The organism is Oceanicoccus sp. KOV_DT_Chl (genome assembly GCF_900120175.1).
In the GTDB taxonomy this organism is placed as follows: domain Bacteria; phylum Pseudomonadota; class Gammaproteobacteria; order Pseudomonadales; family Dasaniaceae; genus Oceanicoccus.
In genome coordinates this window covers 332,564-355,204 of record NZ_FQLF01000001.1, presented here as the reverse complement: position 1 = coordinate 355,204, position 22,641 = coordinate 332,564, and the positions used below count along the sequence as shown (strand labels likewise).

The following is a 22,641-nucleotide window of genomic DNA, read 5'->3' as shown; positions in this document are numbered from 1 at the left end:
CACTTTTGCCAATTAAGCTAAAGTCCCTTCCTCCTCATTCGCGTTGCTCCCAGCCCTAACATACCCGCTAGCAGTAACAACACTGTCGTTGACTCCGGAACTTCTTCCGGCACTGGAGCTGCATAACTCATCTGAAAGTCGTCAAATGCAACAACATTATCAGCTGTCAAAAAATTGATCGCGTCGATATTCCCATCAACCTCAATAACCCAATCAACTGACCCAAAGCAATTTGAAAAGTCCTCTTCATCGCCGCTACATTTCACGGTAAATACATCCTGAACAACACCATCCAGACCAGTAGTGATTTGAACACCAGCCGAGGACATGTAAGTCACCCTAAAGCCAGCCCGACTAACAGCCTTATCAAAATTAACAGTAATCAAGTCTTGTGGGCTAGACTGACTTGCGCACAAGAAATTTACTACTTGGTTCTGACGTTGACAGCCACCGTTAGAAAAGGTCACGCCATAATCTACATATTGATCAGTGATAACTTCCCCTTCAGACAACTCAAATTCGTCGAATGAAATGACTACATCTGCATCATCGTAAAGTTGGTCAGTTACAAAAATGGTGGCATTTATTGGCAGGGATAACAACAGCGCTATTCCCATTAGAGATTTGTTATACATATACAGACATCCTTTTATGTAAGCTTTATTACTGGCATTGGAAATTTTAGCTCTAAGCATAACGGTAACATTATTATAGACGCCGCACATCAACTGAAACACTCAGAACCGGGCTTTTTCCGCCTCCAAAAATAACCCCTTTGATTGGCGTAACGTCACCATAATCCCGACCAAATGCTGTCACTATGTGCTGGCTACCCGCGGCGGTATTATTGGTTGGATCAAATTCTACCCAACCTTCTTTAGGACAAAAATACGCCACCCAGGCGTGCGTTGCATCAGCTCCTACCAGCTTAACTTCACCGGGCTTGGGCAGGGTTTCAATATAACCCGAGACATATTTGGCAGGAATGCCCATTGAGCGCAAGCAACCAATTTGTAAGTGAGCAAAATCCTGACAGACGCCGCGCTTATGCTCTAACACCTCCGCCAACGGTGTGGCGATAGTTGAAAAACCGGGATCGTACTCAAAATCATTAAAAATGCGAGTGGTTAATTCACTGACACAGGATTTAAGTGAACGATTAAGGTTAAACGAAGGCTTGGCATACTCGGCCATCGCACGACTGGGTTCAATCATTTGAGAATTTAATAAAAATTCACGCGCTGCAATGGTTTCAGGGGTGAGAGTATCCCGTAAATACGCTAACGACTCACCGTACGATGCCCCCAAATCCAATTCGCTATCACGGCTGTCGATGTCAATATCGGTTTCGGCAGTAATAGTGAGCTCAGTGTGAGGCCGCTGAATTTCAAAATGGTAGGCAATATTGCCAAAATAATCCGTGCGTTTATGGGTAGTTGCCGCCTGTGGTGAAACCGTAATACGACTTTTAATCGCCCGCTGACTATCGGTATCCCGTGGCACCACATTCGCCAGGTTATAACAACGGCTGACTTGCTGTGCATATTTATAGTGGGTGATATGGCGAATCCGAAAACGCATTAACGTGCTCCCCAAAATGTCGTCACCAGTTGCTGGGTATCGGTGCGATGATCAAAATGCTTATCACTAATAAAACCATTGAAATCTTTTAATAATCTATCCAATTGCACCAATAAATTATTCAATGCTTCGCGCTGTGCGCCATTGTCTTCGAGTAAGTCCGGCAAGCGCGATAATTTCAAACTGGTAATCGCCTCCATTAACGCTCGCTCCTCTTCTTCCAGCTCTTGCGAAACCGTATTTACTTTGGGGAGTACACTGAGGTGCTGCTGTAATCGTTGCAGCTGAAAAATAACTGAGCGCGGATTATTTTCATCCAACAGCACTAATTCAAGACCTAATCCAATGCCGCGACGCTCACGACTACGACGACGATAAGTGATCAATACATCCATAGTAATCAACAGTGCGGTCAGCGGGGTTGACTGGTCACCTTCACCGGTTATCGGCGTCAATAAACTGCGGATAGTTTGTACCGCCTGCAAGGAGCGCTCGATGCGCTTACCAAGCTCCATAAATCGCCACCCCACACTGCGAATCATGCTCTCTTGCATTAGCCCCGACAATGCCGCCAACACGGTTACCAATGGATCAAGTGCTTCTTCCGGCGCCGAGGTACTGTCTGTTAACGCAAGATCCAAATCCCCCAAGGCATCACGTATATCATTGATAACGCGGATAGTATCAGTGGACAATAACTCTTTGGATTCATCGGCGCTGGCGAGCATTGAATTCAATGTTGATTTAATACTACCGAGCCGATTGCCATCTTTGATTATTTGCAGTAATTCATCTTCCGGGTCTGCCAGCAACTCCGCACTGGCTTTCATAAAGCCGGGCAATGTTGCGGTTACCTGACTCACTGTTTGCAATAAAATACGCCGCGCATTGGGGCCAATGGGCTCTTCACCATTCAACAACATAAACACGGTACGTAACAAACGTAAGGACGCTTCTGCCCGCTCAGCATAACGCCCCATCCAATAAAGGTTCTCAACCACACGACTGGGTAAACTCACCAGACTGGAACTACGTAGCGCAGAATGCGTGTCTAATGCGGGATCATTATCAGCCGTGCGCTGCGGCTCCGTCGCGGTCACCCAGGTATCCTTGCTAGGGCTACCGGATTGCATGCTAATTACCCGGCTTGTGGTATCGTCACCCACGCGGGTAAGGCCACCCGGCAAAATCATATAGGAGCTATCAGTAGCTACTGAAAAAGTGCGTAACAATGTGGGACGAGGCTCTAATTTTCCCGCCGAGAATGTCGGAATATACGATTTTTCCAGACGCTCCTGCGCCACATATTGATAACGATTGCTGTGAATAGTCGCGAGTAATTTATTTAGCTGTTCGGTTGTTAAATCACCGCCCCAAACGCTGCTGATGCCACTGCCACGATAGGCAGGTTTAATAATCAACTGACGAATATTAGCCACGACAAAACGCAAATCCTCTTCGTCGCCACACCAATAGGTTTTAACCGACGGCAGACGTAACTCACGCCCTAATAAACACTTGCTAATTTCAGGTAAACATTTCAGCAATATGGGGTTTTCCAATACTCCCGAGCCCAGTGGATTGGCAATCACTATGCGCCCACTTCGCGCCACCTCTAATAAACCTGGCACACCTAGACGGGAGTCACTGCGCAATTCAACAGGGTCACAAAAAACATCATCAACCCGCCGTAAAATAACATCCACCCGCTTTAACCCATCGAGGCTTTTCATCCAGACAAAGCCATTACGAACGATCAAATCGCCACTTTGTACTAATGGAAAACCGAGATAGTTCGCTAGATAGGCATGCTCAAAATAGGTTTCGTTTTGGCCACCGGGTGTAAGCACTACAACTAAAGGCTCATCATCAGACGGTGATAATGAAATCAGCTTAAGCCGTAAACGCTGATAAAAACTGGCCAATCGATGCACATGGCTATCGCGATACAAACTGGGGAATACCCGCGACATAACTGTCCGGTTTTCTAATACATAGCCCGAGCCACTGGGTGCCTGAGTACGATCCGATAACACGCACATAGTGCCATCACGCTGACGTACCATATCAACGGCATGCAGTATCAGCTGGTGTTCACCGGGCAATTCAATACCCTGGCAAGCGCGCAAGAAACCACCGTGACTAAATAATGCTTCTGGCGGGATAGCCCCTTCCTCAGCAAGTTGCGCGGCCCATAAAGGTCCTGTACCAGCAAATTGAACAGCTCTGAACGCTCTAACAGCCCCGCTTCAATCCTCCCCCAATCTTCACTGCCAATAATATAAGGCACTGGATCGAGCTCCCAACTGGAGCTGGGCTGCCGTTTTCGGCATAGATATTATAGGTAGCACCATCATCGCGTAAAATTCTGCGCGCTTTCTGCTCTCGCTCACTTAATACGCTAGGCCCTAAATCCTTCAGGCTATTGAGCAGATAGCCCCACTCCGTTTTGACACTGCCATCAGCGGCCTGAGTATCATCTAACGAGCCACTAATAGCGTTATAGTCGAGCGCCCCTGCCGGTTTTACCCGCTCGGCATCCGTTTCAACCTGACTCTGGGCCGGGTCCTGACTTTGGAGTTGACTCTGGGATTGTTGCAGAGGGTCGGTCACGTATTCTACCTGTATGAGATTGTTGACGAGCACAGCTTGGGCTCCGCCAATAGTCACCGTGATCGCGGCGCATTATATACGCTTACGCCGCAGATCACTAAACATGACGCTCCAGATTTTAGTCTGTCACTCTCATTATGACCGCCCGGAACTACGCATATCCAATATATAAGGATATTCGCCAGCAGCCTCTTCAGGTGGTGGCTGCATGGGTCTGGGCACATGCTGATCAGGGTAAAACTGCCGTAACGCGCTCACCTCAGGCATAGGTATAAATGGCCCCTGCGTGTGGTTCACAGTAGTAAAGCGATTGATTCGTCGGGATTCCGCCTCATAGGAGTTAACCGGGAAGCTATCGTAGCTGCGACCACCCGGGTGGCTGACGTGGTAACTACAACCGCCAATGGAGCGACCATTCCAGGTATCAATCAAATCAAAATTCAGCGGTACGTGCACACCGATCAACGGGTGCAATGCCGACGGCGGTTGCCAGGCACGATAACGCACCCCACCCACGTACTCGCCATGCTGGCCGGTGCTACGCAGGGGCACACGACGACCATTACAAGCCAGCACATAACGCCCTTCGGTCAACCCCGTGGCCTTGATCTGCAATCGCTCAACCGAAGAGTCGACATACCGCGACGTGCCAAAGCTGCTGGTCTCTTCACCCAACACATGCCAGGGCTCAACTGCCCAGCGCAATTCCAGTTCAATATCATCAATCTGTACGCGACCGTAATGCGGGAAACGAAACTCTTCAAATGGAGCTAACCACTCCAACTGGAAGGGATAACCATGCTCCTGCAAATCGTTCACCACGTATTTCATGTCTTGCCACAAAAAATGCGGCAACATAAACCGGTCGTGTAACTCTGTGCCCCAGCGCGTCAGTGGTTTGTGGTATGGCGTTTTCCAAAAACGTGCCACTAAGCTGCGAATCAACAGCGCCTGCACCAGCGCCATACGCGAGTGCGGTGGCATTTCAAAACCACGAAACTCCAAAATACCCAAACGCCCGGCACTGCCGGAAGGGGAATACAATTTATCGATACAAAACTCTGCGCGATGGGTATTACCCGTGACATCGATTAACAAATTACGCAACAAGCGATCGACTATCCAGGGTTGAGCGACCTCTTCCGTGCCTGACATTTGCGAGAACGCCACTTCCAGCTCATAGAGCATTTCATCGCGGCCCTCATCAACCCGGGGCGCCTGGCTGGTCGGCCCAACAAACATGCCGGAAAACAAATACGACAAGCTGGGATGGTGCTGCCAAAAAGTAATAAAACTGCGCAAAATATCCGGACGGCGCAGCATCGGGCTATCCGCAGGAGTGGTTCCGCCCAGCGTAATATGATTCCCGCCTCCAGTACCTGTATGACGACCATCCAACATAAATTTCTCGGTGGACAAACGTGATAAGCGCGCCTCTTCATAGAGCGACGTGGTGGTAGCGACCAACTCATCCCAGTTGTTAGAGGGATGCACATTCACTTCGATAACACCCGGGTCAGGGGTGACCAATAATTTTTGCATACGCGGATCGCGCGGCGGTTCATAACCCTCAATGATCACTGCTACTTTCAAACTGGCAGCAGTGGCTTCAATGGCGGCAACCAGTGCCACATAATCTTCCAGATACTCCAGTGGTGGCATAAAGATATGCAAGCGCCCGTCCCGCACCTCGACACACATAGCGGTTCGTACTACGGCCTCGAGATCCTCCGCAACCGGGGCCTCTTCATCAGCCGTTTTATCGTCTGCAAATGCTAGTTCGCTACGCGCCGGTAAATCTTTGCGTGGCTCGAAGGGATCACGCTGAGGCGTAAACTGATCTGCTTTATTAGCAAACTCCGGTAAATTCCCCAACGGTAAACGCAAGCCCATGGGTGAATCACCGGGAATTAGCGTAATGCGCTCACGCCTCATCGGCCACAAACTACTGTGCCAGCTTTTTTGTTCTTCCTCTAACGGCCAGCCTGTGCTGCGACTGAGTGGTAGCACCACCCCTGTCGGTACATCCATACCTCGTTCAATAAGTTTGGCCAAACGGCGGCGATCAAGATTGCTGCTGAGCTTATGCGCCAAAATATCGAGATTTTTTGGCAGGTTTTGCTCCTGCATTAAATAATATAAAGCATCTTCATAAGCTGGCTGACAGCAGGCTTTGGGTATACCCAACAACCCACACAAATGCTTACCAAAACGGCTGGCGTAGTTGACGTCGTAGTCATACTTTTTATCGACGCGCGCCAGCAATTCTGTGTTGTTCCAGAGCGGCTCACCATCTTTCCGCCAGAATACTCCCAGCGCCCAACGCGGGACTTCTTCACCGGGATACCATTTGCCCTGACCGTAATGCAGCAAACCATTAGGTGCGTAGCGATCACGCAACCGCAGCAATAACGTTTTTGCCAGACTGAGCTTGTCTTCCCCGAGCGCATCGGTGTTCCACTGCTCCGACTCCATATCATCGATGGACACAAAGGTCGGCTCACCACCCATGGTTAAGCGCACATCATTTTGTTCAAACTCCACATCCACCGCTTTGCCCAGCGCCAAAATATGTTGCCACTGGTCTTCACTGTACGGTTTGGTGACTCGCGGATCTTCCAGCACACGGGTAACGGTATTGCTAAAATCGAATTCAACTTCGCACTTATCGGTAGCACCGACGATAGGTGCTGCCGACACTGGGCTCGGAGTACACGCTAACGGGATATGACCTTCACTGGCGAACAATCCCGAGGTGGGATCTAAACCAACCCAACCGGCGCCCGGTAAAAACACTTCGCACCAGGCATGCAAGTCGGTGAAATCCTCGGCCGCCCCCGAAGGGCCATCCAGCGATTTTTCATCAGGCTTAAGTTGCACCAGATATCCGGAGGCAAAACGCGCCGCCAATCCCAAGTGACGTAATAACTGCACCAGCAACCAGGCCGAATCCCGACAGGAACCTTTAGCCAGTTTTAATGTTTCTTCCGGTGTTTGAATACCCGGTTCCAATCGCACCAGATACTCAATTTCTTTTTCTACATATTGGTTAAGCTCGACTAAAAAGTCATTAATCGCGCGCGGTTTTTTATCAAAGCCGTTTAAAAACTTCTTGAACTTTTTCCCTTCTTTTAACTTTTCCAGATACGGTAGTAATTCTTTTTTTAACTGCGCAGGATATTTAAATGGATATTTCTCGGCGTACTCTTCCACAAAAAAATCGAAAGGGTTAATCGTCACCATATCGGCAATAACTTCAACATCCACTTCGAATTCAGTGCATTTTTCCGGAAACACCAAGCGCGCCAAATAATTACCAAATGCATCTTGCTGCCAATTAATAAAATGTTCTTGCGGCTTTATTTTTAAGCTATAGCTGTGAATAGGTGTGCGGGAATGCGGTGCAGGTCTCAACCTCACCGTATGTGCTGATAAGTTAACGGGGCGATCAAATTTATACGAGGTGCGATGATTAATCGCGACACGGATGGTCATAGTGTATTACCGATTTTAACGGTAGCCATTACTCGGGGAGCAATAATATTCATGTCTGATCCTGCTGGAACCACGTACTATCAATGGTTCTATTAATATTAAACAAACTTGCTTGAAACTCATCCACAAAAGTATGTAACTGTTCACGCGTCGAATTATACGGATCAAATCCGGATTGCTTTCGACGCGCTCTATCCAATAACTTTACTACCGGCTTATGATTTGTGAGCGGTATCAACTCTTCACGCATGCCATTAAGACAAAACTTCACCGACCGGGGTAAGGTTTCGTTGCGCAAGACAAAGTCAACCACATCATTAGCTTCAACCTGCGGCCCAATCATACGACGGTAGGCCCCCATTGCTGATAAGGACTTTAATAAACTGGCCCAAATTAACGGATCTACGGTTGTATGGTGGCGATCTTCACCCAATAACGCCGCTGCACCCACATCAATTATCCGGGTGGTCATATCGGCACGCTCCAACAGCCTTCCAAGCTTAATAAAACGGTAGGCATGGTCGCGACTGAGCGTGGATGACAACATGCCACTGATCATTTGGCAACTAGTGATTACCGTTTCTAGAAATTTATAGCGATTGCGGCGGCCAATGGATTTATCAGCATGCTCCTGCGCATAGATATACAGCTCATTGACATATTCCCACGCCTCTTCTGGCAATACATCACGAGTAGTGCGGACATTTTCGCGCACCGCTCGAATGGCATTGTAAATACCACCGACATTGTCCTCATCGGCAATGATAAACTTCAACACGTTCTGTTCGTTGTACACGCGGTAGTGATCGGTATAAGCCGCTTCCGCGTCCATGATCCGTACTAACACATCCCACCCAGGTTCTGCGCCTTTGGGTATATCCATTGCCATATGGGTATAGGCATTGGTTAATCGGGCCATATCTTCTGCACGTTCTAAATAACGCGCCATCCAATAAAGCCGCTCGGCCACTCGCGAAAGCATGGTCATTTGTTATTCTCCACAATCCAGGTATCTTTACTGCCACCCCCTTGCGAGGAATTGACCACCAGGGAACCCTTCACCAGCGCCACCCGGGTCAAACCGCCAGGGGTTACCCAGCTCTCTTTGCCCTGCAAAATAAACGGTCGTAAATCCAAATGGCGGGGTTCTACCTTATCGTCGATATAGGTAGGGGCTGTCGACAGCGCCAAGGTCGGTTGCGCAATATAATTACGCGGGTTAGCTGCAATTAATTTGGCAAACTCCGCCCGTTTAGCAGCGCTGGCTGGCGTGGGGCCGACCATTAAACCATAGCCCCGGATTCATTGGCGGGTTTTACTACTAACTTATCCAGATTAGCCAACACATATTCGCGATCTTTTTCATTCATGCACAAATAGGTTTTAACACTAGCCATCAATGGTTTTTCGTTTAAGTAATAACGAATCATCTCGTTAACATAAGCGTAAACGACTTTATCATCCGCTACCCCTGCTCCCGGCGCATTAGCAATGGCTACATTACCCGCTTTCCATGCCCGCATTATGCCGGGCACACCCAAGGCCGAATCCTTGTTAAAAACTTCCGGGTCAAGGAAATCATCATCAATGCGACGATAAACCACATCCACCCTGATGGGTCCATCTACGGTTCGCATATAGACACAGTCGTCGTCATCAACGAACAAATCACTGCCTTCGACTAATTCCGCGCCCATACCTTGCGCTAAAAACGCGTGTTCAAAATAGGCGGAGTTATAAATACCTGGCGTCAACACCACGATGCAGGGGCGCTTTTGATTGCGCGGGGATAGCGAAGCTAACGTACTGTGCAAACGCGAGGGATAATCATCGACCGGTAAAATACTGTAGTTTTCAAATAACTCGGGCAGCACCCGTTTGGTGATTTCTCGATTTTCCAACATATAGGACACGCCGGACGGAACTCGCAGATTATCTTCCAGCACGTAAAACTTGCCATCTTTATCACGCACCAAATCGGAGCCACAAATATGCGCCCACACCCCATATCGTGGCGATATGCCCTGACATTGTGCTTTATAGTTTCCTGAGTCGAGAACAATGTCCGCCGGAATAATGCCGTCGGCAATAATTTTTTGTTTGTTATAAATATCATCGATGAAGCAATTCAGCGCGCGGCTACGCTGCATCAGCCCCAGTCGCACTTTATCCCATTCACGCGACGGAATAACCCGGGGATGATATCGAACGGCCACGCTCTATCGATATTTCCCTCTTCACTATAAATAGTGAAAGACACGCCCATTTCCTTAATCGCCAATTCTGCTGCAGCACGCCGCGTACGCATTTCATCAATGGAAAGATGTTGGAGTAATTTGATCAGCTGCTTGGCTGTTTGGCGGGATTTTCCGGCGGGGGTAATAAGTTCGTCAAAAAACGAATCGGTTTTATAGGATGTCCAGCTCTTATTCATACGTAATACTTTTCTCCGTTAACTTAGCATTATTGTTAGAGCAATCGACATGCCAACATTGAGCACAGCCGTCTTTTTTCGGTTAAGTCTATCTGACATTAAGTCACGACACCAATCCTGTAACACCCACACATTAAATAATTACCTGACTTAAAGGGAGCATCACCTATAGATTAGTGACAACTGACTGCGGGCAGCTCGCTCCACTTTGTTGTGTAAGCCGGCGACTTAAAATTCTGCCGCATCTGCCAGCGACTCCCCGAACCTTGCGCACCGATATAGCTTGTGCCCTGACCATAGCGCTTATTAATGCTATCCATCACCGACATTAACGCTTCAACCTTGGGCGAGTGACTCAACATAAATAAATCCTGCTGCTGATAATGCTTATCTGATAACTCTATTAATCCCACCCCTGCTTTCAAATACCGCACATTGGGCTTAAATATTTCTCTCAAACCAGCGCGTGCAGTTTTCACAATAAGGCGACTATCATCGGTAGCGTACGGCAATTTCACCACAATATTCCGACTGTAATGATTAGTTTCATAGGGCGAGCTATTAATGAATACCTGCAACGTACTAACGACATGCTGCTGCGCCCGCAACTTCTCTGCTGCGCGACTCGCATAAGCACTCACCGCTTTATCGAGCGGCTCCAGAGTTGTAGGTTTGTCGCCAAAAGAACGCGTACAGTAGATTTGTTTTTTAGCCAGTGGCTGCTCTGCAAGCGGAATGGCAGAAACCCCGTTAAGCTCTTCAATAATACGTTCAACATTCACCCCGAATTGTCCGCGTAAGCGCTTGGGGTTCGCTGTTGCCAAATCATAAACACTGTATATCTCCAAGGCATTTAACTTGCCGCTCAACCGTGATCCAATACCCCACACTTGCTTCACCGGCAGTCGCCGCTGTAACCACTGCCACTTAACCGGCGTATCGAGCACGCAAACCCCATGGGTGCTGACAATTTTTTTGGCGGCATGATTGGCCAGTTTGGCCAGTGTTTTCGTTGGCGCAATACCAACGCCTACCGGCATCCTGATATCTCGCCAGAGTCGCTGTTTAATATCCCGCCCGTAAACACCAAGATCACAGGCGATGCCGTCCAGCTGCAAAAACATTTCATCGATAGAGTAAACCTCCACCTCTGGCGAATAGTCTTTAAGTGTGTTCATAACACGCTGGCTAATATCACCGTACAATGTGTAGTTACTACTGAAGACATACACCCCAAGCTTGCGCAACAAGCCTTCAATCTTAAAAAAAGGCTGTAGGTCCGGGATACCCAAAGCTTTGGCTTCCTTGCTGCGCGCAACAATACAGCCGTCGTTATTGCTTAATACAACAACCGGCTTACCACGAAGGTCGGGCCTGAAAATTTGTTCACAGCTGGCATAGCAGCTATTGCAGTCAACCAATGCGAACATGGTGACGAATGGAATGAGTGACAACACCCTCGATGATTAACTCGGCATCGTCACCCACAGGTATCGGCGCCATATTGCCATGCGCTGGCACTAACAAACGCCGCCGCGTATCCAGTATCTTGCAGGTTAGCTCGCCATCCAACGCGGCAATAACAATACTGCCATGCTGCGCCTCAATATGGCGATCAACAATCAACGTATCGCCATCATAAATACCACGCCCGACCATCGACTGACCCTGCGCTTTTGCCATATAGGTCGCACTGGGATGGCGGATCAGGTATTCATTAAGGTCCAGATAACTTTCAATAAAATCATCGGCAGGGCTAGGGAAACCTGCCGCAATGGTGTGACCAAAAAAAGGAATCGGGATTATTTTCATTAGCGCAGATTACTGTATATACATACAGTAATCAATCTATAAATTCGCCATTAGAGCAACCCAAATCCACGGATCAATTATAAAAAATACCAATTAAGAAACAGTACAGGAGATAAGCAAGGCCCCGCCATAAACAATCTACGCGGGGGCCTAATCCTAGGGACTAACGTGACTGTTTACGCTTGATTCCAGCAAGACCAATTAAAGCTGAACCAAAAAACCAAGCTGCCGCAGGAACAGGTATAGCAGACAACGTCACTGAATGCGTCTCAATCCATTGCTGTTCAGTGATGGGGCCATCTATGTGATAAGCCAGTACCAAATCAAACGTTAATCCATCAAGTCCATTATTGATATTCACTTCGTCATGACAACCACCGGTAGGTGTTCCTGTTTGTGAAGAGTCACCATAATAATATTCACAAATATATGAGCTCTGATAAAGCACCAGCTCGGGCATATCAATAGTGACTGTGCCAGGCTCAGCGACCAAAGGAGCCGAGCTAATGTACACGCGTTGCTCAATATTTTCGACAGCTGTATACCCGTTTATCCAGGTTTTATCGTACAGTTCTTCATAACTGTAATCATATCCCCAATCACTATAATAAAAGTTTTCACTCTGTACTGTTGAGGAATAGGTTATTTGAAAGTCCGAATGTTCTACTTGGTCAACAGGGTATGAGCCAGTCTCGACTATGTGATTGTCGACCGAAAGAAAAATAGATACATCATCACCAGCTCGCTCTAAATAACCGCTGATTGTAGGCACACCGTTACCAGATGGCAGCGTATTAGAGAAATGATAAATTTCTGCAAACGTTATAGAAGGGGTCAAAAAGATAAGTGCGAAAAAAAATTTCATGATCCAGTCCTTTTTAATTATTATTTTTCAAATAGCAGGATACGACAAGCAAAGCGTTTATTCAACGCAGCCTAGAACCCGACTATTTCAGGGTATAACCTTAAATATAAGGGGTCAATTGACGAAGCTGTAAATTCGACTGTCAATAGTATCATTCCGTTAAGCAATACTTTCATTTGAAAATTACTTTTTAACTTACATGTAAATTAAATTGCGGCTATTGAATCTAAAACCACCATTGTAGCTAACGCTCTTACTAGATCACGCATTAGCAACAAGCTCTAATTTCTTTAAATGTGGCAAATGTCGAGGGACAGCAATGCAGACGCTGTCCCCTTTTCTGACTTTCGAAAGAGCAGCAAACTAAGCTGCTGCAGCGTCCTCACATCGGAGGTCGGAAGTGATCGCGATATCTGGTGCATTGCGCAAGGTCTGGACAATGACACAGCTATACTCTGCGGCTTTAAGCAATTGCACCATGAGGTTTTTATCGACTCCTGCTGCGGTTTTAATATCGGTATGAATCGCGATATTCTGGAAGCCCACAGGTACATCATCGTCGACTCGCAGCGTACCTCTGACGTCTATCTCGGCAGTCACTGAGACCGACAGATCCAGCAATTCTACACTCAGTTTATTGGCAATAATCCGTATAGTACTATCCAGACAAGCGGCCAAAGCACCGCAGAGTATATCGCCCGGCGTTGGGTAATCACTTTCACCACCGACGGCCGTATGCACACCTACCGCGAGCGGGTATGGATTATTGTGGGTCAGGCGGACTTCCCCATAAAGGGGTGAGCTGGCGTCTATATTATCGCTGCGGGTGCAGGCATAATCGGTAATTTGGGCCAGCTTTGGATTTACTCTATAACTGTCTGTCAGAGGCATCTGCCGTGTATTCATGCTGGCATCGCAGGACGCTGTTACAAAGTTGGTTCGACTTAAGTCTTGCATATATCGGTTTAGGGTTTCCATAACTCTGATCTCTCGTTGGGTAAATAACGAATCCAGATTACCGCCAGTTGGCAGTTGTAGAATACTGCGCTATCGGTAGCAAACCACTACACTTTGCGTAGCGGTGTAGAGATATTAATTTTGCGAGCCGCGCGATTAGATAGGAGAAAAAATGAATACCCCAGGTAGCCTATGCCCAGCTGTTAAAGCTGCTGATATTGTCGGCGACAAATGGACGCTGCTGATCCTCCGTGAACTGTTCTTCGGTGCTTGTCGCTACAACGAATTCCAGCGCGCCATGCCACGTATATCACCGACCATACTCAGCAAGCGGCTGAAGCATCTGGAGCAGCACGGGTTAGTTATTCGTAAATCAGCCGCTCAGCGAAGCGTTGAATATCATCTAACCGCATGTGGCCGGGAGTTGGCTCCCGTGATTGATGGCCTTGCGCGATGGGGTTTACGTTGGGCCAGGGATCAGCTGTGTGATAGTGATCTGGATGCAGGTACATTTATGTGGGACTTTCATCGCACGCTGAATGTTGCGGAGCTGCCTGATGGTGATTCTGTATTCAGCATTATTCTCAATGACCAGTCCGGTCAAAAACAATGGTGGTTGATTGCCAATGGTGGCGTGGTCGATCTATGCGACAGCGATACCGGAAGAGAGGTGGACTTATACATTAGCAGCACTCTGCCAGATCTCGCCGCCGTCTGGATGGGGGATAGCGGGGTAGGAGCTGCGATCAACAACAAAACGCTGATGTTAACAGGCACGCCCTATCTCATTAAGACGGCTGAACGTTGGTTCCCCAAATCGATCTATGCAGATGTCCGGCCGGAAAATAAAATCTAGTTATCAAATATAGGAGTAGCGAACCTCATATTCTTGCAGACATAAAAAAAGACCAACCATTGCTAGTTGATCTTTAGTTGTTGGTGGAAGGCGGGACTTGAACAACCTCCTACAGGCCGCGTATATCAAGGGGATAAAAAACCATATCCCTGCCGGTGTTACATTAGAGAAAAGTCACTGCATTTCAATTGCTTGGAATTGAGTTAAACCTGCCGCCACTGGTGACTCACCTCGATAGGATTTTATGTATAAAAATACCCTAATAACGGACATGAAAAAGCCCCAAGGTTAGTTGAGGCTATTAGGTAGTTTGTGCCAATTAGAGACGTTGGTACGAGGTCGGATAGAAATAATACTTGCCATGGCACAGTGCGGGGTCGGACCCACTTTTGTGCTGTTTACAAAAGTGGCTCTGACCCCTGACAGAAACCGTCGGCACGATTTCCCTAAATAAACCTTTTTCAGGTCACTCCGATTTATCAACTTGCCATTCTGGCAGATACTTCGAAACAACATCGTGCCAACGGTTTCTAGCGGGGGTCAGAGCAAAATTTTACAAACAACGTAAAATTATTGGTCCGCCCCCACATCGTGCCGCGATAAGATCGACCCTATCCAATTTCCTGCCAACTGGAATGCGCACGTAATTACTCGGGCCTGCAATGGGTCACAAACACGCATAGCGTTTGGACCGAGCCGAAGGCGAAGCCCGCAGGGACTTAACAGCCCTCAGGCTGTTAAGGATCATAGTGCGACTGACAAGTATTTTTAGCTCATTCGGTCGCTGTTGTGCCAAGAGAAGACAGAATAGGTTTTCAATCGAGTCTGCCACCATTGATTGCCATTGATTACTTTCTCCGATTGATGCCAACCAAACCAATTAATGCAGAAAAAAACAACCATGTAGCTGTTGGCAATGGTACATTCGCAAGACTATACGTTGCGGTACCAAGATGCTGACTTGTATAAAAATAATCTTCTTGTGTATAAATGACTGTTCGGTTGTCTAATGAATTTAGCTCAAAAGCATATACATCGGGAGACACTTCCCTGTAGAGCAGATACAAAAGATTGAGTTCCATAATCTCACCACACTCAACACAAGAAGGTGCGAAAGGTGCTACTGTCATATTATCGGAACCGGGGGGGATTAATATATCATCAGAGTACAGCCTAGAACCCATCCCCGTTCCGGTAAGTAGCGCTTCTGCGTTAAGTGTGAAAACTGGATTAAGATATTCAGCAGCATCCCACGGGTATGGATTGGGTGCAAAAACCTCAATTATAATCGGCTCATTGTAATATATCGCTTTGGATTTAATCCAAAGGGTACCAGAGATTGAGGAGGTTGTTTCTGGCTCACTATACGATGGCTCGCTCCCAGTATCATAATAGTTCGAAGCTCCGCCCAAATTATAGCCGGCCCAGATATATTGGCTCGGAGATGAAAAAATGGCGACATTATCAGAACTAAATATAGTTGTTGCCGCTTGACAGTCATAGGGGTTATCGCAAAGAGAATCCGGCAAAAAAATTTCAGCGCCAGCTCTTCCGGAGAATACAAAAAACATGGTTATTATTAGAATTTTTGATAACACAACCCTAACCCTCTCTAGTATTATTTTTATTTCTTTAATAAATTAAAATATTCAAATCACGAGCAATCACAACAATTAAGTGTAGCTTATAATATACCTATAATAATATTGGAAACACCAGCCAATCACGTAAGATTAAATGCCAGAGCCTTTATGACACCTATCCTGTTCTATGTAAACAGTAAGATTGAGTCAATACCGACTAATTTATCTTACATATAAACTAAATATCACACCGACCGCTTACACCCCAACAACGGACATCTACTCACGAACACAGAAACCATTTGATTCGAATCTAACTTATTGTTTTGCTTAGTCGAATAACTCAAGTCCCTTAAGGTGAACAGCTATTGCACGGCACCACTGCGCCTCTAGCTGCTCATATCGAGCATGAAGCCGGTTAAAGGTTTCCAGTGCATGCCCTTCTTTTTGCCGTAGCCCTTACCATATTCGTAATACTCAAAGATTCGTTCGCCTATTTTATGCAACTGGCTAGTAATCCTTTCTGTATCACTTTCATGCTGTGACATGTAGGGAAGTTTGTAGCAATAACGATAACTGGACGTTACTGGAGACATAAAAAAAGACCAACCATTGCTAGTTGATCTTTAGTTGTTGGTGCCGAAGGCGGGACTTGAACCCGCACGAGCATAGCTCACCACCCCCTCAAGATGGCGTGTCTACCAATTCCACCACTTCGGCTTATCTGGTTGTTAAACGTCTAGCCTATTCCGGGATGTCCGACTCAGCGGGTGTCGTTGTCGATGCACCTATTTCGGGAATATCATCGGCCATAGTACCCATCGATTCTTGCAGTGCTTGCTCATCGATAGCAGGAATTTCTACATCTGCGGCAGACTTGCTTTCCACTACTGCCGGGATGGGTAAATCAACGGCTCCAGCATTGGCGGAATTATTTTTTGCAATCACCGCCAAACCAAAACTAGTGGCAAAAAATAGCGCTACCAACCAGGTCGTTGCCAGCGTCAGCACACTACCACCGCCACCACTGCCAAACAGTGTCTGGGAAGAACCCGCACCAAAAGAGGCTCCCATATCAGCGCCCTTACCTTGCTGAATCATAATCAGGCCGATGATAGCCAATGCGATTAGCATGTGAATAATAAGAATAATTTGTTCCATTAGGTTTTACCTGTTCGTTACATTTATGCCTGTTTTGCAGGCTTAACCGGCAGCGTTGTAAATCGCTGCAAAGTCTTCAATTTGTAATGATGCCCCGCCTACTAAAGCACCATCGATATCCTGGTTGGCAAAAAGTTCTGCCGCATTATCGGCCTTAACACTGCCGCCGTATAAAATTTGTAACCCGGCTGCCACTGTCGAACTTGCCTTAGCTACCACCTGCCTGATATGGGCATGAACTTGCTGTGCCTGCTCCGGACTGGCAGTTTTACCGGTACCTATCGCCCAAATGGGCTCATAGGCCACAACGGCTTTCGATAAAGCCTGTATACCGGCGCTATCAATAACTGCCAGCAACTGCTCTTCTACCAATGTTAAAGTCTCACCGGCCTCACGCTGTGCCAAGCTTTCACCAACACATAATATGGGCGTTAGACCGACTTGTTGCGCCGCCACAAATTTAGCAGCCACTAGCTTGTCACTATCGGCAAACAACGTTCTACGCTCGGAATGCCCAACAATCACATAGCGACAACCGAACTCCGCTAACATCCCGGCTGAAACTTCTCCGGTGAAAGCCCCTTCAGCTTGATCACTAACGTTTTGCGCACCTACGGTGATGTCCGTTGCTGCTAAACCATCGACTACCGAGGGAATAAATACATAAGGCGGACAGACTGCAAGATCAGCATCAGCATGGCTAGTAAGCCGTTTCAAGCCGGTAACCAGTTCGGCAACACTGGCTTTTGAGCCATGCATTTTCCAGTTACCTACTACCAAACCACGCCGCATGCTAAATTCCGTTAAAACTACTATTAGGTGCTTGCCAAAAAGGCGGCAATCTTACCCAAACTACTTGCAACATACAAGGTAGCTAGCCAAAGCAACTGCCTGAAACACAAGGATTTATCCGGGATCTAATGGTTAGTCGTTGCACAATTAACCGTGAAGCATAAAAGCGCTATGCCGCAGCCTGTTCAACCACTGCTGCAATCTCTTCGGCCAGCGATTTAACCAGCACACCATCCTCACCCTCTACCATCACCCGGACTACCGGTTCAGTGCCTGAAGGCCGTAATAGTACCCGACCACGGCCATCCAGTTTTTTCTCTGCCGCGGCAACCGCTTGGTTAATAGCCGCATTATCCACCAACTTGGCTTTATCCACGTTGGCAACATTAATCATCACTTGTGGAAATTTCTGCATCCCTGTTTTCAGATCATGTAGAGGCGCTGAGCCGTTGACCAAGGCAAACAACACCTTAAGTGCCGCCACCAAGCCATCACCGGTTGTGGTCACATCGGCACAAATAATATGCCCGGAGTTTTCGCCGCCCAGTTTCCAGCCACGGGATTTCATCAGCTCATTAACATAACGATCGCCGACATTGGCTCTGGCAAAAGGAATTTCCAAATCTTTCAAAGCCAGTTCAAAACCCAGGTTAGACATCAACGTCCCCACCACCCCGGAACAAGACCCGGCGGTACGCATTTGGTCTTGAGCAATCACAAATAACAACTCATCACCATCCACCAGCTCACCATTGCGGTCAACAAAAGCCAAACGATCACCATCACCATCAAAGGCAATACCCAAGTCTGCTTTTTGCTCCAGCACCAATTTCTGCAAGGCTTTTGGCTTTGTAGAACCAACTTGTTCATTAATGTTAAGGCCATTGGGCGCGGCACCCATAACAATAACTTCGGCACCTAATTCTTCAAATACCGCTGGCGCTACGTAATATGTCGCCCCATGAGCGCAGTCCACAACAATTTTTAAACCACGCAAGCTAAAACCGGATGGCACCGTGGATTTACAAAATTCGATATAGCGACCAGGCGCATCAGTCATCCGTTCGACTTTGCCTAAATAGGCAGACTCGACTGTAGTCATACGTTCATCAATTTGTTTTTCAATGGCGAGTTCGACTTCATCATCCAGCTTGGTGCCATTAGACGAGAAAAATTTAATGCCGTTATCGTGATACGCATTATGGGAAGCACTAATTACGATGCCAGCCTGAGCATGAAAGGTACGTGTTAAATACGCAATGGCCGGCGTAGGCATTGGCCCCAGCATGATTACATCAACACCAGCAGCCACTAAACCCGCTTCCAGTGCAGATTCAAACATATAGCCGGAAATCCGCGTATCTTTACCAATAATAATTTTACTGCGACCTGACTGTGCAAAGACCTTACCTGCAGCCCAGCCTAATTTAAGCACAAACTCCGGCGTAATAGGCCCAGTACCCACGCGCCCACGAATACCGTCAGTGCCAAAATATTTACGTGCCATTTACCGTCTTCCTCAAATTTATTTTTTGTTATGCAGCCACTTTTTATGAGGCCGATATTAATTATTTCTATTCACTGCCAGCAACCATTTCCCGATCTACTGCAGCCCACAAACTGATGGCATCCACTGTCTGTTGAACATCATGCACTCGAATAATAGATGCCCCTCGCTGGGCTGCAAGTAATGCCAACGCCAAACTGCCTGCCAATCGCTGATCAACCTCTCGTCCTAGTACTTTGCCGATCAATGATTTACGCGACAAACCTACTAATACTGGCATCCCCTGCGCCACTAGCTGGGGCAAACGATTCAATAGCACTAAATTATGCTCAACGGATTTACCGAAGCCAAACCCCGGGTCCAAAATTAATTGACTGCGTTCGATACCTGCTTGCTCACAACTCGCAACACGTGCCAATAGATAATCAATAACCTCCCGCACCACATTGCCATAATCAGGTTGCTGCTGCATGGTTTGGGGTTGCCCCTGCATATGCATCAAGCATACCGGCAGACCGGTAGCCGCTGCCGCCTCAATCGCACCGGGACGTGATAAGGCACGCACATCATTGAGCAAACCAGCACCGACTTTGGCAGCTTCAAGCATCAACTCCGGACTACTGGTATCAATGGAAATAATGGTATCGAAGCGTTTATGAATGGCGTTAACGATGGGCAACACTCGATCCAGTTCCTGCTGCACCCCTACAGGCTCTGCACCAGGGCGAGTGGACTCGCCGCCCACATCAATAATAGCCGCGCCCTCCTGAAGCATTTGCTCACAACGGAACAGGGCCATATCAATATTTAGCTCGCCAGCTTGATGCAAGCTGCCACCATCTGAAAATGAATCGGAGTAACATTGAGTACCCCATAATTTGAGGCACATCGAAATGCAACAGCCGTTCACCACATTGTAGTGAACGGCTGTTGTTTTGATCAGGGAAGTTCAGTGGCGTTGCAGCCATCAGTGGCTAGTGCTCACCCGCCGGACCACCTATAGGATCGTCCTTGGGCTGGGTTTCAGTGCTAGCACCAGTAGCGCCAGCACCCCACTGGGCGGAGTGTTATCACTGTGCCAATCTGCTGGTTCCTTGGGTTTGCGGCCAGCCATGATATCGTCGATCTGGGAAGCATCGATGGTTTCATAGGTCATTAACGCTTCGGCCATCATATCTAACTGCTCACGATGCTCTTCCAGTATTTTCTGAGCTCGGCCATAACACTCATCGGAAATACGACGTACTTCCTCATCAATATGCTGGGCGGTTTCACCAGAAATGCTTTTCGAATTGGCGCCAGCGGAGCGACCGAGGAAAACTTCTTCCTGCGCTTCGTCATACATCAATGGTCCCATTTTTTCCGACAAGCCCCATTTGGTCACCATATTACGGGCAATTTCCGACGCGCGTTGAATATCGTTAGATGCGCCAGTAGTCACGCCATCTGGCCCCAACGTCATTTCTTCAGCGATACGACCACCATACAAGGAGCAAATCTGGCTGAGGATATGACGGCGACTCAAACTGTAACGGTCTTCCTCTGGCAGGAACATAGTGACACCCAAAGCGCGGCCACGAGGAATGATGCTGACTTTATATACCGGGTCATGCTCAGGTACCAAGCGACCGACAATCGCGTGACCCGCCTCGTGATAAGCGGTATTACGCTTCTCACTTTCAGACATCACCATTGACTTGCGCTCAGCGCCCATCATGATTTTGTCCTTGGCCAACTCAAACTGCTCCATGCCCACGGTACGCACATTGGCACGGGCAGCAAACAAGGCGGCCTCATTGACCAAATTAGCCAAATCAGCACCAGAAAAACCGGGAGTACCACGCGCAATTAGAGAAGGATCAACACCATCATTTAATGGCACTTTACGCATATGCACTTTTAAAATTTGTTCGCGACCACGGATATCTGGCAGGCCCACCACCACCTGGCGGTCAAAGCGGCCAGGACGTAGTAATGCGGGATCTAATACATCAGGACGGTTAGTCGCGGCAATCACGATCACGCCATCGTTGACTTCAAAACCATCCATTTCTACCAATAGTTGGTTCAAGGTTTGCTCGCGCTCATCATGTCCACCACCCAGACCAGCACCACGGTGACGACCCACCGCATCGATCTCATCGATAAAGATAATACAAGGCGCTTGCTTCTTGGCTTGCTCGAACATATCGCGCACACGGGAAGCACCGACACCTACGAACATTTCGACGAAATCAGAACCTGAAATAGAGAAGAACGGGACTTTAGCTTCACCGGCAATGGCCTTGGCTAACAAGGTTTTACCAGTACCAGGCTGACCAACCATCAATACACCGCGGGGAATACGACCACCCAATTTCTGGAATCTGCCGGGGTCACGCAGAAACTCAACTAATTCCTGTACGTCTTCCTTGGCTTCATCAACCCCCGCCACATCGGCAAAAGTCGTTTTAATCTGGTCTTCGCCTAACAGCCGCGCTTTACTCTTACCAAATGCCATTGGGCCACCACGGCCACCGCCGCCGCCCTGCATCTGGCGCATAAAGAACATAAACACGGCGATAATGATGAGGATGGGGAAACAGGCGACCAGTAATTGGGTCCACAGGCTCTGCTGCTCCGGCTTACTGCCGACGACCTCTACACGGTGCTCAATCAGGTCATCAATCAGTTTCGGGTCATCCAGCATAGGACGAACCGTTTCAAAAGTGGAATTATCAAAGCGGGTGCCAAAAATTGTCAGGCCATCGATCACGACTTTGCTGACCCTGTCCTGCTGCACTTCCTGGATAAACTGGGAGTAGTTGAGCTCAGCAGATTTGGGCTGCACACTAAAATTATTAAACACCGTCAGCAGCACTGCCGCGATAACCAACCACAATAATAAATTTTACCCATATCGTTCAAAAGAGAACCCTCTAAATGCTGACGTCAATTGACGCTCACTTTACTACAAATTGGCGGTAGCCACCATGCACTCAAGCC

General features: G+C 47.7%; 17 protein-coding genes, 1 tRNA gene and 3 pseudogenes. 1 reads left to right on the top strand and 20 read right to left on the bottom strand.

Going from position 1 to position 22,641, the window contains the following annotated elements:
* Positions 1-17: 17 nt before the first annotated feature.
* From UNITIG_RS01590 to UNITIG_RS01545, 12 genes and pseudogenes are all read right to left on the bottom strand, one after another.
* The gene (locus UNITIG_RS01590; RefSeq protein WP_159931033.1) at positions 18-635 is read right to left on the bottom strand and encodes a PEP-CTERM sorting domain-containing protein; all 618 of its coding nucleotides are present in this window, start codon (positions 633-635) and stop codon (positions 18-20) included.
* A gap of 73 nt (positions 636-708) precedes the next feature.
* Entirely contained in the window at positions 709-1,581 is an 873-nt protein-coding gene (locus UNITIG_RS01585) for a transglutaminase family protein (RefSeq protein ID WP_101756796.1), read from the bottom strand.
* Positions 1,581-2,561, bottom strand: coding sequence for an alpha-E domain-containing protein (locus UNITIG_RS23865; RefSeq protein ID WP_235015248.1), 981 nt, complete (start codon positions 2,559-2,561; stop codon positions 1,581-1,583). Before UNITIG_RS23865 ends, UNITIG_RS01585 begins: the two co-directional genes overlap by 1 nt.
* A 243-nt stretch (positions 2,562-2,804) precedes the next feature.
* Positions 2,805-3,871: pseudogene (locus tag UNITIG_RS23860) on the bottom strand (circularly permuted type 2 ATP-grasp protein); the annotation flags it as partial.
* Positions 3,817-4,194, bottom strand: a complete 378-nt coding sequence (locus UNITIG_RS23855) for a hypothetical protein (protein ID WP_235015198.1) — start codon at positions 4,192-4,194, stop codon at positions 3,817-3,819. The pseudogene UNITIG_RS23860 and the gene UNITIG_RS23855, both read right to left, overlap by 55 nt.
* Positions 4,195-4,329: 135 nt before the next feature.
* Positions 4,330-7,689 (bottom strand): DUF2126 domain-containing protein, encoded by a 3,360-nt coding sequence (locus tag UNITIG_RS01575; RefSeq protein ID WP_101756795.1) that lies wholly within the window; start codon positions 7,687-7,689, stop codon positions 4,330-4,332.
* Between the two features lie 49 nt (positions 7,690-7,738).
* Positions 7,739-8,677 (bottom strand): alpha-E domain-containing protein, encoded by a 939-nt coding sequence (locus tag UNITIG_RS01570; RefSeq protein ID WP_101756794.1) that lies wholly within the window; start codon positions 8,675-8,677, stop codon positions 7,739-7,741.
* A pseudogene (locus UNITIG_RS01565) lies at positions 8,674-10,123 on the bottom strand (circularly permuted type 2 ATP-grasp protein). Before UNITIG_RS01565 ends, UNITIG_RS01570 begins: the two are co-directional and overlap by 4 nt.
* 173 nt (positions 10,124-10,296) lie before the next feature.
* A complete protein-coding gene (locus UNITIG_RS01560) occupies positions 10,297-11,577 on the bottom strand; it encodes a Y-family DNA polymerase (RefSeq protein ID WP_235015197.1) in 1,281 nt (426 codons plus the stop codon).
* Positions 11,537-11,935, bottom strand: coding sequence for a translesion error-prone DNA polymerase V autoproteolytic subunit (gene umuD, locus UNITIG_RS01555; RefSeq protein WP_101756792.1), 399 nt, complete (start codon positions 11,933-11,935; stop codon positions 11,537-11,539). The genes UNITIG_RS01560 and umuD overlap by 41 nt, the downstream gene beginning before the upstream one ends.
* A gap of 163 nt (positions 11,936-12,098) precedes the next feature.
* Positions 12,099-12,800 carry a VPLPA-CTERM sorting domain-containing protein gene (locus tag UNITIG_RS01550; RefSeq protein WP_101756791.1) on the bottom strand — a complete coding sequence of 234 codons (702 nt, stop codon included), beginning with the start codon at positions 12,798-12,800 and terminating at the stop codon, positions 12,099-12,101.
* Positions 12,801-13,163: 363 nt separating this feature from the next.
* Positions 13,164-13,778 (bottom strand): OsmC family protein, encoded by a 615-nt coding sequence (locus tag UNITIG_RS01545; RefSeq protein WP_101756790.1) that lies wholly within the window; start codon positions 13,776-13,778, stop codon positions 13,164-13,166.
* A 151-nt stretch (positions 13,779-13,929) separates the two neighbouring features.
* Here UNITIG_RS01545 and UNITIG_RS01540 point away from each other — a divergent pair, with 151 nt between their 5' ends.
* Entirely contained in the window at positions 13,930-14,613 is a 684-nt protein-coding gene (locus tag UNITIG_RS01540) for a helix-turn-helix domain-containing protein (RefSeq protein WP_101756789.1), read from the top strand.
* Positions 14,614-15,461: 848 nt separating this feature from the next.
* On the opposite strand, the gene UNITIG_RS01535 is transcribed toward UNITIG_RS01540, so the two are convergent.
* From UNITIG_RS01535 to ftsH, 8 genes and pseudogenes are all read right to left on the bottom strand, one after another.
* Positions 15,462-16,211: a hypothetical protein gene (locus UNITIG_RS01535; protein WP_145999049.1), complete on the bottom strand. Its 750-nt coding sequence runs from the start codon at positions 16,209-16,211 to the stop codon at positions 15,462-15,464.
* Between the two features lie 374 nt (positions 16,212-16,585).
* A complete protein-coding gene (locus UNITIG_RS22755) occupies positions 16,586-16,792 on the bottom strand; it encodes a hypothetical protein (protein WP_145999048.1) in 207 nt (68 codons plus the stop codon).
* Between the two features lie 38 nt (positions 16,793-16,830).
* Positions 16,831-16,916 (bottom strand) — tRNA-Leu (locus UNITIG_RS01530).
* Positions 16,917-16,940: 24 nt separating this feature from the next.
* Entirely contained in the window at positions 16,941-17,357 is a 417-nt protein-coding gene (secG, locus tag UNITIG_RS01525; RefSeq protein WP_101756787.1) for a preprotein translocase subunit SecG, read from the bottom strand.
* Positions 17,358-17,399: 42 nt separating this feature from the next.
* Positions 17,400-18,149 (bottom strand): triose-phosphate isomerase, encoded by a 750-nt coding sequence (tpiA, locus tag UNITIG_RS01520; RefSeq protein ID WP_101756786.1) that lies wholly within the window; start codon positions 18,147-18,149, stop codon positions 17,400-17,402.
* 169 nt (positions 18,150-18,318) lie between these two features.
* Positions 18,319-19,656 carry a phosphoglucosamine mutase gene (gene glmM, locus UNITIG_RS01515; protein WP_101756785.1) on the bottom strand — a complete coding sequence of 446 codons (1,338 nt, stop codon included), beginning with the start codon at positions 19,654-19,656 and terminating at the stop codon, positions 18,319-18,321.
* Between the two features lie 67 nt (positions 19,657-19,723).
* A complete protein-coding gene (folP, locus tag UNITIG_RS01510; RefSeq protein ID WP_369809123.1) occupies positions 19,724-20,485 on the bottom strand; it encodes a dihydropteroate synthase in 762 nt (253 codons plus the stop codon).
* 145 nt (positions 20,486-20,630) lie between these two features.
* Positions 20,631-22,554, bottom strand: a pseudogene (ftsH, locus tag UNITIG_RS01505) (ATP-dependent zinc metalloprotease FtsH).
* Positions 22,555-22,641 lie beyond the last annotated feature (87 nt).

Excerpts from the sequence above, each read along its gene's own strand:
- UNITIG_RS01545 (WP_101756790.1), bottom strand. The coding sequence starts at position 13,778 with ATGGAAACCCTAAACCGATATATGCAAGACTTAAGTCGAACCAACTTT.
- UNITIG_RS23865 (WP_235015248.1), bottom strand. The coding sequence starts at position 2,561 with ATGGGGCGTTATGCTGAGCGGGCAGAAGCGTCCTTACGTTTGTTACGT.
- umuD (WP_101756792.1), bottom strand. The coding sequence starts at position 11,935 with ATGAAAATAATCCCGATTCCTTTTTTTGGTCACACCATTGCGGCAGGT.
- tpiA (WP_101756786.1), bottom strand. The coding sequence starts at position 18,149 with ATGCGGCGTGGTTTGGTAGTAGGTAACTGGAAAATGCATGGCTCAAAA.
- UNITIG_RS01570 (WP_101756794.1), bottom strand. The coding sequence starts at position 8,677 with ATGACCATGCTTTCGCGAGTGGCCGAGCGGCTTTATTGGATGGCGCGT.
- UNITIG_RS01550 (WP_101756791.1), bottom strand. The coding sequence starts at position 12,800 with ATGAAATTTTTTTTCGCACTTATCTTTTTGACCCCTTCTATAACGTTT.
- UNITIG_RS01585 (WP_101756796.1), bottom strand. The coding sequence starts at position 1,581 with ATGCGTTTTCGGATTCGCCATATCACCCACTATAAATATGCACAGCAA.
- UNITIG_RS22755 (WP_145999048.1), bottom strand. The coding sequence starts at position 16,792 with ATGTCTCCAGTAACGTCCAGTTATCGTTATTGCTACAAACTTCCCTAC.
- secG (WP_101756787.1), bottom strand. The coding sequence starts at position 17,357 with ATGGAACAAATTATTCTTATTATTCACATGCTAATCGCATTGGCTATC.
- UNITIG_RS01540 (WP_101756789.1), top strand. The coding sequence starts at position 13,930 with ATGAATACCCCAGGTAGCCTATGCCCAGCTGTTAAAGCTGCTGATATT.
- UNITIG_RS01590 (WP_159931033.1), bottom strand. The coding sequence starts at position 635 with ATGTATAACAAATCTCTAATGGGAATAGCGCTGTTGTTATCCCTGCCA.
- glmM (WP_101756785.1), bottom strand. The coding sequence starts at position 19,656 with ATGGCACGTAAATATTTTGGCACTGACGGTATTCGTGGGCGCGTGGGT.
- UNITIG_RS01575 (WP_101756795.1), bottom strand. The coding sequence starts at position 7,689 with ATGACCATCCGTGTCGCGATTAATCATCGCACCTCGTATAAATTTGAT.